Origin of the sequence: Pseudomonas sp. NPDC078416, from assembly GCF_050268485.1 — a bacterium.
Classification (GTDB): Bacteria; Pseudomonadota; Gammaproteobacteria; order Pseudomonadales; family Pseudomonadaceae; genus Aquipseudomonas.
In genome coordinates, this window is record NZ_JBNNGV010000032.1 from 21,870 (window position 1) to 37,159 (window position 15,290).

General features: G+C 59.8%; 16 protein-coding genes. 13 read left to right on the forward strand and 3 right to left on the reverse strand.

Going from position 1 to position 15,290, the window contains the following annotated elements:
- Positions 1–124: 124 nt before the first annotated feature.
- The 4 genes from ACQKEN_RS21650 to moaE all read left to right on the forward strand — a co-directional run bounded on the left by ACQKEN_RS21650 (position 125) and on the right by moaE (position 2,928).
- Complete coding sequence (locus ACQKEN_RS21650; RefSeq protein ID WP_122535850.1) at positions 125–1,519, forward strand: PhoH family protein; 1,395 nt, start codon at positions 125–127, stop codon at positions 1,517–1,519.
- Positions 1,520–1,743: 224 nt separating this feature from the next.
- Positions 1,744–2,229 (forward strand): cyclic pyranopterin monophosphate synthase MoaC, encoded by a 486-nt coding sequence (gene moaC, locus ACQKEN_RS21655; protein ID WP_427688623.1) that lies wholly within the window; start codon positions 1,744–1,746, stop codon positions 2,227–2,229.
- Positions 2,226–2,477, forward strand: a complete 252-nt coding sequence (locus ACQKEN_RS21660; protein WP_108120676.1) for a MoaD/ThiS family protein — start codon at positions 2,226–2,228, stop codon at positions 2,475–2,477. Before moaC ends, ACQKEN_RS21660 begins: the two co-directional genes overlap by 4 nt.
- A 1-nt stretch (position 2,478) precedes the next feature.
- Complete coding sequence (gene moaE / locus ACQKEN_RS21665; protein WP_427688625.1) at positions 2,479–2,928, forward strand: molybdopterin synthase catalytic subunit MoaE; 450 nt, start codon at positions 2,479–2,481, stop codon at positions 2,926–2,928.
- A 163-nt stretch (positions 2,929–3,091) separates the two neighbouring features.
- Here the strand turns inward: moaE and rhlB are convergent, their stop codons facing one another.
- A complete protein-coding gene (gene rhlB, locus ACQKEN_RS21670; protein ID WP_427688659.1) occupies positions 3,092–4,564 on the reverse strand; it encodes an ATP-dependent RNA helicase RhlB in 1,473 nt (490 codons plus the stop codon).
- Between the two features lie 108 nt (positions 4,565–4,672).
- Entirely contained in the window at positions 4,673–5,329 is a 657-nt protein-coding gene (locus ACQKEN_RS21675) for an alpha/beta hydrolase (RefSeq protein WP_427688626.1), read from the reverse strand.
- Positions 5,330–5,817: 488 nt separating this feature from the next.
- Here ACQKEN_RS21675 and ACQKEN_RS21680 point away from each other — a divergent pair, with 488 nt between their 5' ends.
- From ACQKEN_RS21680 to ACQKEN_RS21720, 9 genes are all read left to right on the forward strand, one after another.
- The gene (locus ACQKEN_RS21680; RefSeq protein WP_108120679.1) at positions 5,818–6,849 is read left to right on the forward strand and encodes an amino acid ABC transporter substrate-binding protein; all 1,032 of its coding nucleotides are present in this window, start codon (positions 5,818–5,820) and stop codon (positions 6,847–6,849) included.
- Positions 6,850–6,914: 65 nt separating this feature from the next.
- On the forward strand, positions 6,915–8,096 hold the full coding sequence (locus ACQKEN_RS21685; RefSeq protein WP_427688629.1) for an amino acid ABC transporter permease: 1,182 nt from the start codon (positions 6,915–6,917) through the stop codon (positions 8,094–8,096).
- A gap of 10 nt (positions 8,097–8,106) precedes the next feature.
- Positions 8,107–9,204 carry an amino acid ABC transporter permease gene (locus tag ACQKEN_RS21690; RefSeq protein WP_427688630.1) on the forward strand — a complete coding sequence of 366 codons (1,098 nt, stop codon included), beginning with the start codon at positions 8,107–8,109 and terminating at the stop codon, positions 9,202–9,204.
- 10 nt (positions 9,205–9,214) lie between these two features.
- Positions 9,215–9,979, forward strand: a complete 765-nt coding sequence (locus ACQKEN_RS21695) for an amino acid ABC transporter ATP-binding protein (protein ID WP_037014923.1) — start codon at positions 9,215–9,217, stop codon at positions 9,977–9,979.
- Positions 9,980–10,159: 180 nt separating this feature from the next.
- Positions 10,160–11,467 (forward strand): CynX/NimT family MFS transporter, encoded by a 1,308-nt coding sequence (locus ACQKEN_RS21700; protein WP_427688632.1) that lies wholly within the window; start codon positions 10,160–10,162, stop codon positions 11,465–11,467.
- An 88-nt stretch (positions 11,468–11,555) separates the two neighbouring features.
- Entirely contained in the window at positions 11,556–12,041 is a 486-nt protein-coding gene (locus tag ACQKEN_RS21705) for a nuclear transport factor 2 family protein (RefSeq protein ID WP_427688633.1), read from the forward strand.
- 46 nt (positions 12,042–12,087) lie between these two features.
- Positions 12,088–12,414 (forward strand): GIY-YIG nuclease family protein, encoded by a 327-nt coding sequence (locus ACQKEN_RS21710; RefSeq protein WP_427688635.1) that lies wholly within the window; start codon positions 12,088–12,090, stop codon positions 12,412–12,414.
- 64 nt (positions 12,415–12,478) lie between these two features.
- Positions 12,479–13,411 carry a glutathione S-transferase family protein gene (locus tag ACQKEN_RS21715; RefSeq protein WP_427688636.1) on the forward strand — a complete coding sequence of 311 codons (933 nt, stop codon included), beginning with the start codon at positions 12,479–12,481 and terminating at the stop codon, positions 13,409–13,411.
- 276 nt (positions 13,412–13,687) lie between these two features.
- A complete protein-coding gene (locus ACQKEN_RS21720; protein WP_427688637.1) occupies positions 13,688–14,902 on the forward strand; it encodes a DUF2599 domain-containing protein in 1,215 nt (404 codons plus the stop codon).
- A 24-nt stretch (positions 14,903–14,926) separates the two neighbouring features.
- On the opposite strand, the gene ACQKEN_RS21725 is transcribed toward ACQKEN_RS21720, so the two are convergent.
- Entirely contained in the window at positions 14,927–15,277 is a 351-nt protein-coding gene (locus ACQKEN_RS21725; protein ID WP_427688639.1) for a glutaredoxin family protein, read from the reverse strand.
- Positions 15,278–15,290: the final 13 nt, after the last annotated feature.

Here is a 15,290-nt window from a genome sequence, read left to right on the forward strand (position 1 = left end):
GGCGTCATTCCAGACCCCACTTTGCGCAATTTTCTCCTGCCTCAAGGGGAAAGCCTCGGCGGCCTTTTCGTGGCGCAGCATCGCTGTGTGTTGCGTCACTTGGCTACTACAAAGGTGAGCGAGTATGGATGACCACGGACGCACCCCTTCCTCTAACCAGCCAATCCTCTACGTGCTCGATACCAACGTATTGATCCATGATCCAAACGCGCTTCTGAATTTCGAAGAACATCACGTTGCACTCCCCATGACGGTCCTGGAAGAACTGGACAAGCTCAAGGCGGGCAAGCACTCGGTCGCTGCCGAATGTCGGCAGGCGATCCGGTTGATTGACAAGACGCTCGGCGAAGCGACCCCGGAGGAGGTCGAAAAAGGCGTACCGATCGATCGCGGTACAGGCGTTTTCAAGGGTTATCTGTCCATCCTCATGAACAAGCGGCAAGAGCCCAACCGGGTGCTGCCTGACAACCTCAATGACAACATCATCATCAACCAGTTGATCGATCTGCACGCGCGGAAAAAGGACACGCGCATCGTACTGGTCACCAAAGACATCAACATGCGCCTCAAGGCGCGGGCCTGTGGCATCGAGGCCGAGGACTACAGCACCGACCAACTGGTCGACGACGTGTCGATGCTGTCCCGCGGTTACCACAACATGACAGGCTCTTTCTGGGACCGGGTGAGCAAGGTCGACACCCGTCAGGATCACGGCCGCACCTGGCACAAAGTGCAGATGATCGAGCAGATTCCGTCTGTGCACATCAACGAATTCATCATCGATGAGCAAGGGTTCGTGGGTTGGGTCAAAGGCGTCAAACCTGACGAACTGCTGTTGCTGGACATGCATCAAGAGCCGCTGCTGCACCAGGAAGCGTGGGGGCTGAAGCCGCGTGACATCTATCAGGGACTGGCGCTGTTCGCGCTGCTCGATCCGGATATCCATCTGGTCAACCTGTCCGGCGCGGCCGGTTCGGGCAAGACCATTCTCGCCCTGGCCGCTGCCATCGAGCAGACCATGGTCAGCAAGCGATATCGCCGCATCATCGCCACCCGCAGCGTGCAGGGGCTCGACCAGGAAATCGGCTTTCTCCCAGGCACCGAAGCAGAAAAGATGGAGCCATGGCTTGGCGCGATCACCGACAACCTGGAAGCGTTGCACATGGACGATGAAAACACCCATGGCAGCGTCGATTACATACTGAGCAAGGTGCCGCTGCAGTTCAAATCCCTCAACTACATCCGGGGCCGAAGCTTCCAGCAGAGCCTGATCCTGATCGATGAATGCCAGAACCTCACGCCGCACCAGATGAAAACCATCATCACCCGTGCCGGTGCCGGTTCCAAAGTGGTCTGCCTGGGCAACCTGGCGCAGATCGACACCCCTTATCTGTCGGCCACCAGTTCGGGGCTGACCTACCTGACGGAGCGCTTCAAGGATTTCCCCAACGGCGTGCACATCAGTCTGCAAGGTGTCCCACGCTCGATCCTGGCTGAATACGCGGAGAGCCATTTGTAAACCTGTGGTCCACGCCTATACATGAATCTCCACTCACCGCTGAACTTGTAGGAGCCGGCTTGCTGGCGAACGCGTCCAGTCATTCACTGCAACTGTGACTGATCCACTGCATTCGCCGGCAAGCCGGCTCCTACGACCCGCGCCTGACGCGGTTTCTCACCCAGCTCGATGCAGTTCGGGTCTTATCGGCGTTACAATCCCCGCTCCTGTTCAGGAGTCATCCCGTGCTCACTCATCTCGATTCCCAAGGTCGCGCCCACATGGTCGACGTCACTGAAAAAGACGTGACGTTCCGTGAAGCCGTGGCCGAAGCGCGCGTGCGCATGCTGCCCGAAACCCTGCAAATGATCGTCGCAGGCGGGCATCCCAAAGGGGACGTCTTTGCCGTCGCCCGCATCGCCGGCATCCAGGCCGCGAAGAAAACCAGCGATCTGATACCCCTTTGCCACCCGTTGATGCTGACGGGCGTGAAGGTTGAACTCACGGCTCAAAGCCCTGACACCGTGCACATCGTTGCCCGCTGCAAACTCTCCGGCCAGACCGGTGTGGAAATGGAAGCGCTGACCGCCGCCAGCATCGCGGCCCTGACCATCTACGACATGTGCAAGGCGGTGGACCGCGGCATGACCATCGAGCACGTGCGGCTGCTCGAAAAACTCGGTGGCAAGACCGGACACTTCATCGCCGACGAGCAGGTGAGCGCCCAATGACCATTCACGTGCAAGTTCAGTTCTTCGCGCGTTTTCGCGAAACCCTCGGCACCGAAAGCGAGAAACTCGAAGGCGCGTTCGCCACCGTCGACGCCGTGCGCCAGCATCTGCTCGAGCGCGGCGGCGTGTGGGAAGTGCTGAGCGAGAAAGGCATCATGTGCGCCCGCAATCAGGAGCTGTGCTCCCTGGACACGGCCGTTGAGCCGGGCGATGAAGTGGCGTTCTTTCCGACCGTCACCGGAGGCTGATATGAGCGTGCGAGTGCAAGCCGCCGCGTTCGATCCCGGTGCTGAAGTCAACGCCATGCACGACGCCAACGTCGGCGTGGGTGCGGTGGTCAGCTTTGTTGGCTACGTACGGGATTTCAACGACGGCCGTGAAGTGGCGGGGATGTTCCTTGAACACTACCCCGGCATGACCGAAAAAGCGTTGCTCAAGATTGTCGACGAAGCGCAGCAGCGCTGGCCGTTGCTCAAGCTGCATGTGATACATCGGGTGGGCGAGTTGGCGCCTGGCGAGCCGATTGTGTTCGTTGCAGTAGCCAGCGCCCATCGCCAGGCCGCATTCGAGGCCTGCGATTTCGTCATGGACTACCTGAAGACTCGAGCGCCGTTTTGGAAGAAGGAAAACACGTCAGAAGGACCGCGCTGGGTCGAAGGGCGAGACAGCGACCACAAGGCTGCGGATCGCTGGAAATAGACTGCAAACTCAGCGTTGTAGGAGCGTGGCTTGTCCCGCGATCTGCCGGGAACCGGCAGTCAGGCCAGCAAATGTGGTGTGTCAGCTATAGCCCCATTCCCAGCCATTGCGACGACTGCGTCGCCGATCGCGGGACAAGCCACGCTCCTGCAGATGTGTGGCGTCATTCTGCCGCAGGAATCGCCCTCTGCACGCGCACCACTGGCCGCAACAAATGGGTCGGCGGCGTTTCGCAGCTGATCTTGCGGCCCAGCTTCTCTTCGATCGAGGGCAGCTGGTACGAATCGTCTTCACCGGCGAAGCTGATCGACACGCCGTCTGCGCCTGCACGACCGGTCCGGCCGATGCGATGCACGTAGTCGTCCGGTACTTCGGGCAGGGTGAAGTTGATCACGTGGCTGATGCCGTCGATGTGAATCCCTCGACCCGCAACGTCAGTGGCCACCAGCACCCGAATCTTGCCTTCGCGAAAGCCTTCCAGCGTCTTGATGCGCTTGTGCTGGGGCACGTCGCCTGACAACTGCGCGGCATTGATGCCGTCACGCACGAGGCGCTCTTCGATACGCCGCACTTCGTCCTTGCGGTTGGCAAAGACCATCACCCGCTCCCAACCGTGATCATTGATCAGGTTGAACAACAGCTTGTACTTGTCGGCACCGGCTACGGCATAAATATGCTGCTCGACGGTGTCGCTGGCGACGTTCAGCGATTCGATCTCGACGATCGCCGGGTCCGTCGTCCACTGCTTGGCCAGGTTCATCACGTCTTCGGTGAAGGTGGCGGAGAACAGCAGCGTCTGGCGCTCGCCCTTGTGCGGGGTCTGGCGAATGATCGAGCGCACTTGGGGAATGAAGCCCATGTCGAGCATGCGGTCAGCTTCGTCCAGCACCATCACCTCAACCATGTCCAGGTGCACTTCGCCGCGCTGGGCGAAGTCAAGGAGACGGCCTGGCGTGGCGACCAGGATGTCGCAGTGGCGCGCTTCGAGGTGTTTGAGCTGCTTGTCGAAATCCATGCCGCCCACAAACGTCATTACGTTGAGGTCGGTGTATTTGGTCAGCGCCTCGGCGTCCTTGGCGATCTGCACCACCAGCTCACGGGTCGGCGCAATGATCAGCGCACGGGGTTCACCCATGTAGCGCTCTTTCGGCGGAGGCGTCTGGGTCAACTGGGTAATGATGGAAATCAGGAAGGCGGCGGTCTTGCCGGTGCCGGTCTGGGCACGGCCGATGGCATCGCGGCCTTTGAGGGTGTAACCCAGCACGCCGGCCTGGATCGGCGTGCAGTACGGGAAACCCAGGTCCTGGATCGCGTGCATCAATTCGGGGGCGAGGGGGAAATCGTGGAAACGGGTTTTGCCTTCCAGGGGCTCGACGGCGAAGTCTTCGAGGTTCCAGGGAATGACGACGGGCTTGGGCGCACGTTCACGGCGCGGACGTTCAGCCTTGGCGGGCGAGGTGACGGCCGGTGCGGTGGCTGCTAAATGCTCGGGCGCAGGCACGTGCACTTCTGCTGCTGACGGTTCCCGCGAGACGCTTTCGGTCTGGCGCTGGGGGATGGGGAGGGCGGCAGCAGGCGCGAGCGGCTCAGCCTCGCTTTTTCCGAACATCTTTTTAAGTGCTTTGAGCACGGTGATCTCATCGAGTGATTTAGGAATGTACGCCGGGGAGTGTAAAGCAAGAACCCGGCGCGGCGTAGTGTCCTAGCAAATCCACAACGCAATTGGAAGGATCAAATGAGTGGACTAGCGAAGCTTATCCGCGAGCCAGACACCTATGTCGGAAATTTCCTGCGGTAACACTTCGTGTTCCATTGGGTATTCCTGCCATGTCACGGTGACGCCCTGGGCCTTCAAGTGCTCGTAAGCCGCTCGCCCCATGGCGTGCAGAACCACCGGGTCATTGCTGCCGTGCAAGCAATAGGCCGGGATGCGTTGCTGGCTGGCGGACAGGCTCATTTCGTCGCTGAACGTCGGTGCGTAAGTGGACAGGGCGAGCACGCCGCCGAGGGGGCCTTCCCAGCGCAGGAAGGCGGTGTGCAACACCACCGCGCCGCCCTGGGAAAACCCTGCCAGGAAGATTCGCGCTGGGTCGATGCCGCTGTCTCGTTGCTGTTCGATTAGCTTGATGACGTCCTGCGCCGAACCTTCCAGCTCGTCGCTGTCGATGGCGCGGGCCGGGCTCATGGCCTTGATGTCATACCAGCTGGGCATCGCGTAGCCGCCGTTGATGGTAACCGCCCGGGTCGGCGCCTGCGGCAGGATGAACCGCGTGGTCTTCAGCGTCTTCTGCAGCATCTCGGCCACCGGCAGGAAATCGTAGCGATCGGCCCCCAGGCCGTGCAGCCAGATCACGCAGGCATCGACTGCCAATTCCGGCTCGATGATCAACGGTTCAGTCATGTGTGCTCCATTAGTGTGCGGTGCCGTCGGCGCAGCGCTTTAAGGCGGTGCGTTGGGCCTTCAACATGGGATTTCGGATGTCGCAAGGTTACAAGTTTTGATCTTGACCTGTCGCTAATTCGACATTGCCAGCATGGTGGTACGGGCTTTGCTACACAACCCGCGGAGTGAAGGCGCTCACCTCGGGCGGTAACACTAATAGGCTATCAAGCAGACAGCCGAGTGTTGCGTCGGAGGCAGCATGGAATCATCGAGCAGGATTCCCGGCACGATTCGCTTTGAACCTCGGGGTTCAAGGACATCATGGGGCTTCAGTCTGCTGGACTCGCGACACATCGAATACGGGATGACCAGATGCCTGGCGTCAGTGGCGATAAACGGGTTCAACGTCGCATGACCCAAAAACAAGCCAGCACGGGTCATGAATGCCTCACAAGGGTGCGACGGGGCTAAGGCTCTACACAACAAAGAGCAAACTGGAGGTTTGAATGAAGATGTTGAAATCCACCCTGGCTGTAGTGGCCGCCGCTGCAGCGCTCGGTCTGACCGGGTTCGCTCAAGCGGGTGCCAAGCTGGACGCCATTCAGAAGAAGGGCTTTATTCAGTGCGGCGTCAGTGACGGTCTGCCAGGTTTCTCGGTTCCGGACGCCAGCGGCAAGATCCAGGGCATCGACGCCGACTTCTGCCGCGCTGTTGCTGCGGCGGTGTTTGGCGACGCGACCAAGGTCAAGTTCAGCCAATTGAACGCCAAAGAGCGCTTCACCGCCCTGCAGTCCGGCGAAATCGACATCCTGTCGCGTAACACCACCTGGACCAGCTCCCGCGACGCGAGCATGGGCCTTGTGTTCCCGGGCTTCGTCACTTACTACGACGGCGTTGGCTTCCTGGCCAACAGCAAGCTGGGCGTGAAAAGTGCCAAGGAACTGGACGGCGCGACCATCTGTATTCAAGCCGGTACCACCACTGAGCTGAACGTGTCGGACTACTTCCGCGCCAACAACCTCAAGTACACCCCGATCACGTTCGACACCTCCGACGAAAGCGCCAAGTCGCTGGAATCCGGTCGTTGCGACGTACTGACCTCCGACAAATCCCAGCTCTACGCACAGCGCTCCAAGCTGGCCTCGCCGAAGGACTACGTCGTCCTGCCTGAAACCATCTCCAAAGAACCGCTGGGCCCTGTTGTCGCCCGTGGCGATGAAGACTGGACCACCATCGTTCGCTGGGTCGGCTACGCGCTGCTGAACGCGGAAGAAGCAGGCGTCACGTCGAAAAACGTTGAAGCCGAAGCCAAATCCACCAAAAACCCTGACGTGGCCCGCTTGCTCGGTGCCGACGGCGACTACGGTCCGCAGCTGAAGCTGAAGAAAGACTGGGTCGTACAGATCGTCAAGCAAGTCGGTAACTACGGCGAAATGTTCGAGAAGAACCTGGGCGCAGGCACTCCTCTGGAGATTGCTCGCGGTCAGAACGCTCTGTGGAACGCTGGCGGCATTCAATACGCACCTCCAGTGCGTTGATTGACCTGCACCCGGCTGCGGGAATCGCAGCCGGGCGCTTTGTTGCACTTCTTCCGGGGCACTCCATGCAAAATCAAATCAGCGCACCCAAGCAGAGGCTCAGCCTCAGCGACCCTAAAGTGCGTGCGTGGCTATTTCAGATAATTACGGTTGTCGCCGTAGTCGCGATGGGTTGGTATCTGTTCGATAACACCCAGACCAACCTGCAACACCGGGGTATCACCTCAGGTTTTGGTTTCCTTGAAAACAGTGCCGGCTTCGGTATCGCGCAGCACCTGATTCCGTTCACGGAGTCGGACACCTACGCGCGGGTTTTCCTGATCGGTTTGCTCAACACGCTGCTGGTGACGTTCATCGGCGTGATTCTCGCGACCCTGCTGGGCTTCATCGTCGGCGTCGCGCGTCTGTCCAACAACTGGATCATCAACAAGCTGGCCACGGTTTACGTTGAAGTCTTCCGTAACATTCCGCCGCTGCTGCAGATCCTGTTCTGGTACTTCGCGGTGTTCCTGACCCTGCCGGGTCCTCGGGCTGCCCACGGGTTTCTCGGCTCGTTCTTCGTCAGCAGCCGTGGCTTGAACATGCCGGCCGCGATTGCCACCGATGCCGCGTGGCCTTTCGTGATCAGCGTGGTGCTGGCCATTGTCGCCATCGTGTTCATGACGCGCTGGGCGAACAAGCGCTTCGAAGCCACGGGCGTACCGTTTCACAAGTTCTGGGCGGGCCTTGCGCTGTTCATCGTGATCCCTGCGCTCTGCGCGCTGATCTTCGGTGCACCGGTGCATTGGGAAGTGCCTGAGCTGAAAGGCTTCAACTTTGTTGGCGGCTGGGTGTTGATCCCGGAACTGCTGGCGCTGACCCTCGCCCTGACGGTGTACACGGCGGCATTCATTGCCGAAATCGTGCGTTCGGGCATCAAATCGGTGAGCCATGGCCAGACCGAAGCAGCTCGCTCGCTGGGCCTGCGTCCAGGGCCGACGCTGCGCAAGGTCATCATCCCGCAGGCGCTGCGGGTGATCATCCCGCCGTTGACCAGCCAATACCTGAACCTGGCGAAGAACTCGTCGCTGGCCGCCGGTATCGGTTACCCGGAAATGGTTTCGCTGTTCGCCGGTACCGTGCTCAACCAGACCGGCCAGGCCATCGAAGTCATTGCCATCACCATGAGCGTGTACCTGGCGATCAGTATCAGCATTTCCCTGCTGATGAACTGGTACAACAAGCGCATTGCGCTGATCGAGCGGTGAGGAAACGCGCATGACATCCCATACTTTCAAACCCGACATGCCACCGCCGAGCAAAGTCTTCGGCCCGGTGGCATGGATGCGCCAGAACCTGTTCTCGAGCTGGATCAACACGCTGTTGACCCTGTTCGCGATCTACCTGATCTGGCTGGTCGTTCCACCGCTGCTGAGTTGGGCCATCTTCGATGCCAACTGGGTCGGCACCACGCGCGAAGACTGCACCAAGGCCGGCGCCTGTTGGGTGTTCATCGAACAGCGCTTCGGCCAGTTCATGTACGGCTACTACCCGCAGGCCCTGCGCTGGAGGGTTGATCTGACCGTCTGGCTGGCGATCATCGGCGTCGCGCCGCTGTTCATCAAAGTGATGCCGCGCAAGGCGATTTACGGCCTGTCGTTCCTGTTCATCTACCCGATCATTGCCTACTTCCTGCTCCATGGCGGCGTGTTCGGCCTGGACCTGGTTGCAACCAGTCAGTGGGGCGGCTTGATGCTGACCCTGGTGATCGCCACGGTGGGTATCGCTGGCGCGTTGCCGCTGGGCGTGGTGCTGGCTTTGGGACGCCGTTCCGAAATGCCGGCCATTCGCGTGATATGCGTGACGTTCATCGAGTTCTGGCGAGGCGTTCCATTAATCACCGTGCTGTTCATGTCGTCGGTGATGCTGCCGTTGTTCCTGCCTGAAGGCATGAACTTCGACAAGCTGCTGCGCGCGCTGATCGGCGTGATTCTGTTCCAGTCGGCGTACGTGGCCGAAGTGGTTCGGGGTGGCATGCAGGCCATTCCGAAAGGCCAGTACGAAGCGGCTGCGGCGATGGGTCTGGGCTACTGGCGCCGCATGGGGCTGGTGATTCTGCCGCAGGCCCTGAAGATGGTGATTCCCGGCCTCGTCAACACAGTGATCGCGCTGTTCAAAGACACCAGCCTTGTGATCATCATCGGGCTGTTCGACCTGCTCAACAGCGTCAAACAAGCGGCCGCCGACCCCAAGTGGCTCGGCATGGCGACCGAGGGTTACGTGTTCGCGGCCCTGGTGTTCTGGATCTTCTGTTTCGGCATGTCCCGCTACTCCATGCATTTGGAGCGTAAGTTGGACACAGGCCACAAGCGTTAGGAGTTTTGTGATGAGTGAAGCTATCAGTAAGCCTCTGGGCGCCGAAGGCATGATCCGGATGGAAGGCGTACACAAGTGGTACGGCCAGTTCCACGTGTTGAAAGACATTAACCTGAACGTGCGTCAGGGCGAGCGCATCGTCTTGTGCGGCCCGTCGGGCTCGGGCAAGTCGACCACCATTCGCTGCCTCAACCGTCTGGAAGAACACCAGCAGGGTCGCATCGTGGTCGATGGCACCGAGCTGACGTCCGACCTTAAGCAGATCGAGACGATTCGTCGCGAAGTCGGCATGGTGTTCCAGCACTTCAACCTGTTCCCGCACCTGACCATCCTGCAGAACTGCACGCTGGCGCCGATGTGGGTGCGCAAGATGCCCAAGCGCAAGGCCGAAGAAATCGCGATGCACTATCTGGAGCGCGTGCGTATTCCGGAGCAGGCGCACAAGTACCCGGGTCAGCTCTCCGGCGGTCAGCAACAGCGTGTGGCGATTGCCCGCGCGCTGTGCATGAAGCCGAAAATCATGCTGTTCGACGAGCCGACCTCGGCCCTGGATCCGGAAATGGTGAAAGAGGTGCTCGACACCATGGTCGGCCTGGCGGAAGAGGGCATGACCATGCTCTGCGTGACCCACGAAATGGGCTTCGCCCGGACCGTGGCCAACCGCGTGATCTTCATGGACAAAGGCGAAATCGTCGAACAAGCCGCGCCAAACGACTTCTTTGATAATCCGCAAAGTGATCGTACGCGCCTGTTCCTCAGCCAGATTCTGCATTGAGTCAGTAGCAGCAATACCAAGAGCCCGGGCCCTGTGCCCGGGTTTTTTATGGCCGGTCGCCTGACGTCTGCCGCAAAACTGTACCCAATCTTCGTAAAACTTGTGTTCTCTGCCGATCTCCAACAGGATTACCGCTTTGCGCAATGCGCTGTTACATCCTCCTGCCCCCACGAGAATCCCATGACGACCAAGGCGCCGACGGCGAGCAGTCCCCGTTCCAATCCTTCGACCCCTCACGAAATAACCGAGCTGCTGATCGACGCAGAAGCCGATGACGAGCAAGTGCAGGAGCATCATCCTGTGCTGAAACGCCCATGGTTCCTGTTGTTGGGCTTAGTGCTAGTGGCGCTGAATTTGCGTCCGGCGTTGTCGAGCATGGCGCCGTTGTTGAGCGAGGTGTCACGAAGCCTGGGACTTTCTGCGGCCACGGCCGGCTTGCTGACCACGCTGCCGGTGCTATGTCTGGGCCTGTTCGCGCCGCTTGCGCCGATCCTCGCGCGGCGTTTCGGCAGTGAGCGCGTGGTGCTGGGCATTCTTCTGACGCTGGCCTGCGGCATCATCCTGCGCAGTTCCCTGGGCGAGTTCGGTCTGTTTGCCGGCAGCATCATGGCCGGAGCCAGTATTGGCATCATCGGGGTATTGCTGCCTGGCATCGTCAAACGCGACTTCGCCAGACAGGCCGGCGCGATGACGGGCGTCTACACCATGGCGCTGTGCCTGGGCGCTGCGGTTGCGGCGGGCTCCACGGTTCCGTTGAGCGAGGCGCTGGGTAACGGCAACGGGAGCGACTGGACACTGGGTCTGGGTTTCTGGATCGTCCCGGCGATTCTCGCCGCAATCTTCTGGTGGCCGCAGACGCGTCAGCGCCATGGTCAGCATCAGGTGGCCTATAGAGTGCGTGGGTTGCGCCGCGATCCCCTGGCCTGGCAAGTCACCCTTTATATGGGCCTGCAATCGTCGCTGGCCTACATCGTGTTCGGCTGGCTGCCGTCGATCCTCATCGGGCGCGGACTGACTGCCACCGAAGCCGGGCTGCTGTTGTCCGGTTCGATCATGGTGCAACTGGTCAGCTCGCTGACCGCGCCCTGGCTGGCCACGCGCGGCAAGGATCAGCGGATCGCCATTGTGCTGGTGATGCTGCTGACCCTGGCCGGTCTGTTCGGCTGCCTGTATGCACCGATCGAGCAATTGTGGGCCTGGGCCATTGTGCTCGGGCTGGGGCAGGGCGGGACGTTCAGCCTGGCATTGACGCTGATCGTGTTGCGCTCGCGCGACTCCCACGTCGCCGCCAATCTGTCGAGCATGGCCCAGGGCTTTGGCTACACCCTGGCGTCGCTCGGCCCATTTGCGGTAGGCGTCGTGCATGACTGGACCGGCAACTGGGATTCGGTGGGCTGGATCTTTGGCATCATCGGCGTTGCCGCGATCATCGCCGGCCTCGGCGCCGGGCGCGCGCTTTACGTTGGCGTGACCAGCGAGAAAGTCTAAAGGTGGCATTTCCCATGGGAATGCCCGTGGCAAAACGGGGCGCAGCCGCTTATTGTGCAGGCATCCTATTTCCATGGACGGCGTTCCCATGAGCGAAACCTTTACCAGCGAACACAACAGCGCGCTGATCACGCGCTTTTACGAGGCTTTCAGTCGTCTGGATGCTGAGGCAATGGCCGCGTGCTACAGCGAAGACGTGGTGTTTTCCGACCCGGTGTTTGGCGAGCTGCGCGGGCGGGATGCCGGCGACATGTGGCGCATGCTGACTTCCCGCGCCCGTGACTTCTCGGTGATTTACGACAAGGTCCGTGCCGATGCCACGACGGGTGCTGCGCACTGGGTCGCGACCTACCTGTTCAGCCAGACCGGTCGCACGGTGGTCAACGACATTCAGGCGCGGTTTGTCTTTCGGGACGGCAAGATCTGCGAGCACCACGATCAGTTCGATTTGTGGCGCTGGTCGCGTCAGGCCCTCGGCACGAAGGGCGCTTTACTGGGCTGGGCACCGTTTGTGCAAAACGCCATCCGTGCACAGGGTCAGAAGGGGCTGAAGGCTTTTCAGGCCAGCCGCTGACGCTTTGATAGAATCCGTTCCCTCCGCTATTGCTCCACGGTCCCGCATGTCTGAAGCCGAAATCGCCACCGCACCCGAACCCGACACCGCCCTGGTCAAGTCCTGGTTCGTGTATCTGGTGCGCGCGGCCAATGGTTCGTTGTACTGCGGCATCAGTAACGATCCGCAGCGCCGATTCGCCCAGCATCAGAGCGGTAAAGGCGCGCGTTTTTTCAGCTCGAGCCCCGCGGTGGCGCTGGTGTATGTCGAGGCCTGTCGCGACAAGGGGGATGCCCTGCGGCAGGAGAGGCTGATCAAAAAACTGCGCAAAAGCGCCAAGGAATGCCTGGCTGCCGGCGACATCCAGCCGGGTGATGCCGCGCCATCAGCCTGAGCGGGTATGCCGTGAGGCTTCGGGGGGATAAGCTGGTGGTTTCTCCCTGCGGATGGCCCGAAGCATGTCTGAGTTGATTCTTCATCACTATCCAATGTCCCTGTTCGCCGAAAAAGCCCGACTGATGATGGGCTTCAAAGGCCTGTCATGGCGCTCGGTCAACATCCCGTCGATCATGCCCAAGCCAGACCTCATGCCCCTTACCGGCGGCTATCGCAAAACCCCGGTTCTGCAAGTGGGCGCCGACATCTACTGCGACACCGCATTGATCGCCCGGCGCCTGGAGCAGGAAAAGTCCTCGCCGACCTTCTACCCCGAAGGTCAGGAGTTCACGTCGGCAAGCCTGGCCGCGTGGGCGGATTCAGTATTGTTTCTGCATTCCGTCAGCCTGGTGTTTCAACCTGCCTCCATGGCCGCGCGTTTCGCCAAGGTCCCGCCTGAGGCTGTGAAGGCATTCGTTGCCGACCGCGCCACGTTGTTTAATGGCGGCAGCGCCAATCGTGTCCCGCTGGAAGTGGCTCAGCATCAATGGCCTACACTGATGGCGCGTCTGGAAACCCAGCTCGAGCGCAATGGCGACTTCCTTCTCGGCGCCCCCTCGATTGCTGATTTCTCGGTGGCCCACACCCTGTGGTTCCTGAAACAAACCCCTGTCACGTCCCCGCTCGTGGATGCCTATCCGGCGGTGCTGAGCTGGTACGAGCGCGTTATCGCGTTCGGTCATGGCGCACCGAGCGAATTGAGTTCGGGCGACGCCGTTGAAATTGCGCGCGCTGCCACGCCGGCCCCGGTGCCTGACGAAGCGTTCACCGATCCCAATGGTTTTGCTGTCGGCCAACAGGTCACCGTGTCCGCGGTGGATTACGGCGTTGACGCGGTGGCGGGAGAGCTGGTGTTCAGCGGGCGCGAAGAGATCATCCTGCGCCGCGAAGACGACCGCGCGGGTACCGTGCACGTGCACTTCCCACGCTTCGGTTTTCAAATCAAGGCGGTTTGAATCGGTGATGCGGAAATAAGCCCGGTGCAACGCCGGGCTTTAGTGCGGCGCCGAATAAATGCATTGTTTTAATTGCGTATCGATCTGACGGATTAATACACAGTCGCCGTCACTGTCAGTTGTGACAGTTGTTAAAAAAGCCACGCGGTTTAATCTCTTATTTCATCCTGGAACAAAGCGGTCCGGTCGAGGCGGACGTCGGAGCCCTGTGCGCCGCTCATACTTCCGATGTTGTGTAACTTGCATTGATTAATTCCACGGACAGGAGTGCACGTCATGGCAAACGGCAATGCGTTAGGGGTATCGCTTCTTTTTTTCGCCATTCAGTCCGCTGATATTTATGCGGCCAGTTGCGCGGATACGGCAAAGGCGCTGACACGTCAATATTACGATACAAGGGAAAACTGCGGAAAAGCCTCGTCACCTGCGTTTTTGTGCAACGGCGTTATTTTCAGGGCTACCATTCCGTCGGACGACTATAACTCTTGGGATCCGAGCCCGGGCTCGGTAAAAAGCGGCGGTACGTCGTTTTCTTATCTGCGCAAGGATGCCAAGTTTTCTCGGCTCGTCCGCTATGAAAACAATGGCTACGTGCTCTTTCCGATCCAGGATCTGCCGGCTGGCAAAAGCGCCTACAACGTGCTGTGTTCGTTCCCGATGGACGGCGGCACTGACTCACGGATCGATAAAGGCTGCGGCACCTCGCCGGCCGCGAGCGCGCCAGGCAAAGGCGCTGAGTGCTTTTCTCAAAAGATCGAGACCGGTCGCCAGTGGGCAGAGCAGTACAAGACGCAGACCAAAGGCGATAACCGTAACGAGTGCGGGTTTGATGTGCGCGACCCGCTGGACCGTCACGCAACTGACAACTTCAATGCCAGTTTGAGCGCCATGCGCGAGATGGGAAAGACGTCTTTCAATAAGCAGAATGAACTCAGACTGGATACCTGGAGTGCTGAAACGCCTGATAAGAACTTGCCGATTCAGGCCTTTTTCTATTTGCCGGAACCTGGGGGCGGCAAAGACGATGCCCGGTTTGATCAACAACGTTATTACTCACAAACCGGTGTCTGGGTGCCGATTATTGCAATGACACTTCCTGATTCCCCCGCTAAAGATGCAACGTTTGTCTGTAACGCCGATGATCAGGCTGTCTCTGAATCGGGCAAGACAATCGATCGCTATATTCAGTCCGCCACGTGGACATTACGCCCTGACCCGGGCACGGGAGAAGATGAGTGGTCACTGTCGGTCGTGCTGACCGAATTGGGTAAGAAGCAAACGGGCTCTTCAGGCTCTGACGCGGTGTATGCCGAACTGGTCCGCAAGTACAAAAACGATTTTCAGTGGAAACAAAATGATGGCGGGGGCATGCGTCGCCAGTTGGTGTGCCACTTCAACATTGCGCGCAATAAAGATGAATTCAATCTGGAGCCATTCCGCCCCGATCTCTCTGAAGAGAAGGCCGAGGCAGCGGGTTGCAATCCGGTTTGACTCTGGGCAGCCAGACGTTCGGTGTTACTTCAGCGCAGCGAGGATCTGCTCTTCGCTGAAGCCTCTGATCAGCGTGCCGTTCACGTCGATCAGGGGAATGCCGCGGCCACCCAGTGCTTCATAGGCTTTGCGCCCTGCGGCGTCTTTCTCGATATCGAACTCGGTGTAGCGAATGCCCTGGCTGTCGAGAAAGCGCCGCGTCTGTTTGCAGTAGCCACACCAGTCGGTGGCGTACAACGTCACTTTCGCATTGGCCTGCGCGTGCTCCGATACGGTGGAGGAGGGATGAACCAGGTTTTCGATCTTGCCCCAGTTCTGGTAAACGACCACCACCAGCATGATGAGCAAGAACTTCTTCAGGGTACGAACAAACATTCGGGTCTCGGCT

Excerpts from the sequence above, each read along its gene's own strand:
- ACQKEN_RS21650 (WP_122535850.1), top strand. The coding sequence starts at position 125 with ATGGATGACCACGGACGCACCCCTTCCTCTAACCAGCCAATCCTCTAC.
- ACQKEN_RS21660 (WP_108120676.1), top strand. The coding sequence starts at position 2,226 with ATGACCATTCACGTGCAAGTTCAGTTCTTCGCGCGTTTTCGCGAAACC.
- moaE (WP_427688625.1), top strand. The coding sequence starts at position 2,479 with ATGAGCGTGCGAGTGCAAGCCGCCGCGTTCGATCCCGGTGCTGAAGTC.
- ACQKEN_RS21675 (WP_427688626.1), bottom strand. The coding sequence starts at position 5,329 with ATGACTGAACCGTTGATCATCGAGCCGGAATTGGCAGTCGATGCCTGC.
- ACQKEN_RS21680 (WP_108120679.1), top strand. The coding sequence starts at position 5,818 with ATGAAGATGTTGAAATCCACCCTGGCTGTAGTGGCCGCCGCTGCAGCG.
- ACQKEN_RS21685 (WP_427688629.1), top strand. The coding sequence starts at position 6,915 with ATGCAAAATCAAATCAGCGCACCCAAGCAGAGGCTCAGCCTCAGCGAC.
- ACQKEN_RS21690 (WP_427688630.1), top strand. The coding sequence starts at position 8,107 with ATGACATCCCATACTTTCAAACCCGACATGCCACCGCCGAGCAAAGTC.
- ACQKEN_RS21695 (WP_037014923.1), top strand. The coding sequence starts at position 9,215 with ATGAGTGAAGCTATCAGTAAGCCTCTGGGCGCCGAAGGCATGATCCGG.
- ACQKEN_RS21700 (WP_427688632.1), top strand. The coding sequence starts at position 10,160 with ATGACGACCAAGGCGCCGACGGCGAGCAGTCCCCGTTCCAATCCTTCG.
- ACQKEN_RS21705 (WP_427688633.1), top strand. The coding sequence starts at position 11,556 with ATGAGCGAAACCTTTACCAGCGAACACAACAGCGCGCTGATCACGCGC.
- ACQKEN_RS21710 (WP_427688635.1), top strand. The coding sequence starts at position 12,088 with ATGTCTGAAGCCGAAATCGCCACCGCACCCGAACCCGACACCGCCCTG.
- ACQKEN_RS21715 (WP_427688636.1), top strand. The coding sequence starts at position 12,479 with ATGTCTGAGTTGATTCTTCATCACTATCCAATGTCCCTGTTCGCCGAA.
- ACQKEN_RS21720 (WP_427688637.1), top strand. The coding sequence starts at position 13,688 with ATGGCAAACGGCAATGCGTTAGGGGTATCGCTTCTTTTTTTCGCCATT.
- ACQKEN_RS21725 (WP_427688639.1), bottom strand. The coding sequence starts at position 15,277 with ATGTTTGTTCGTACCCTGAAGAAGTTCTTGCTCATCATGCTGGTGGTG.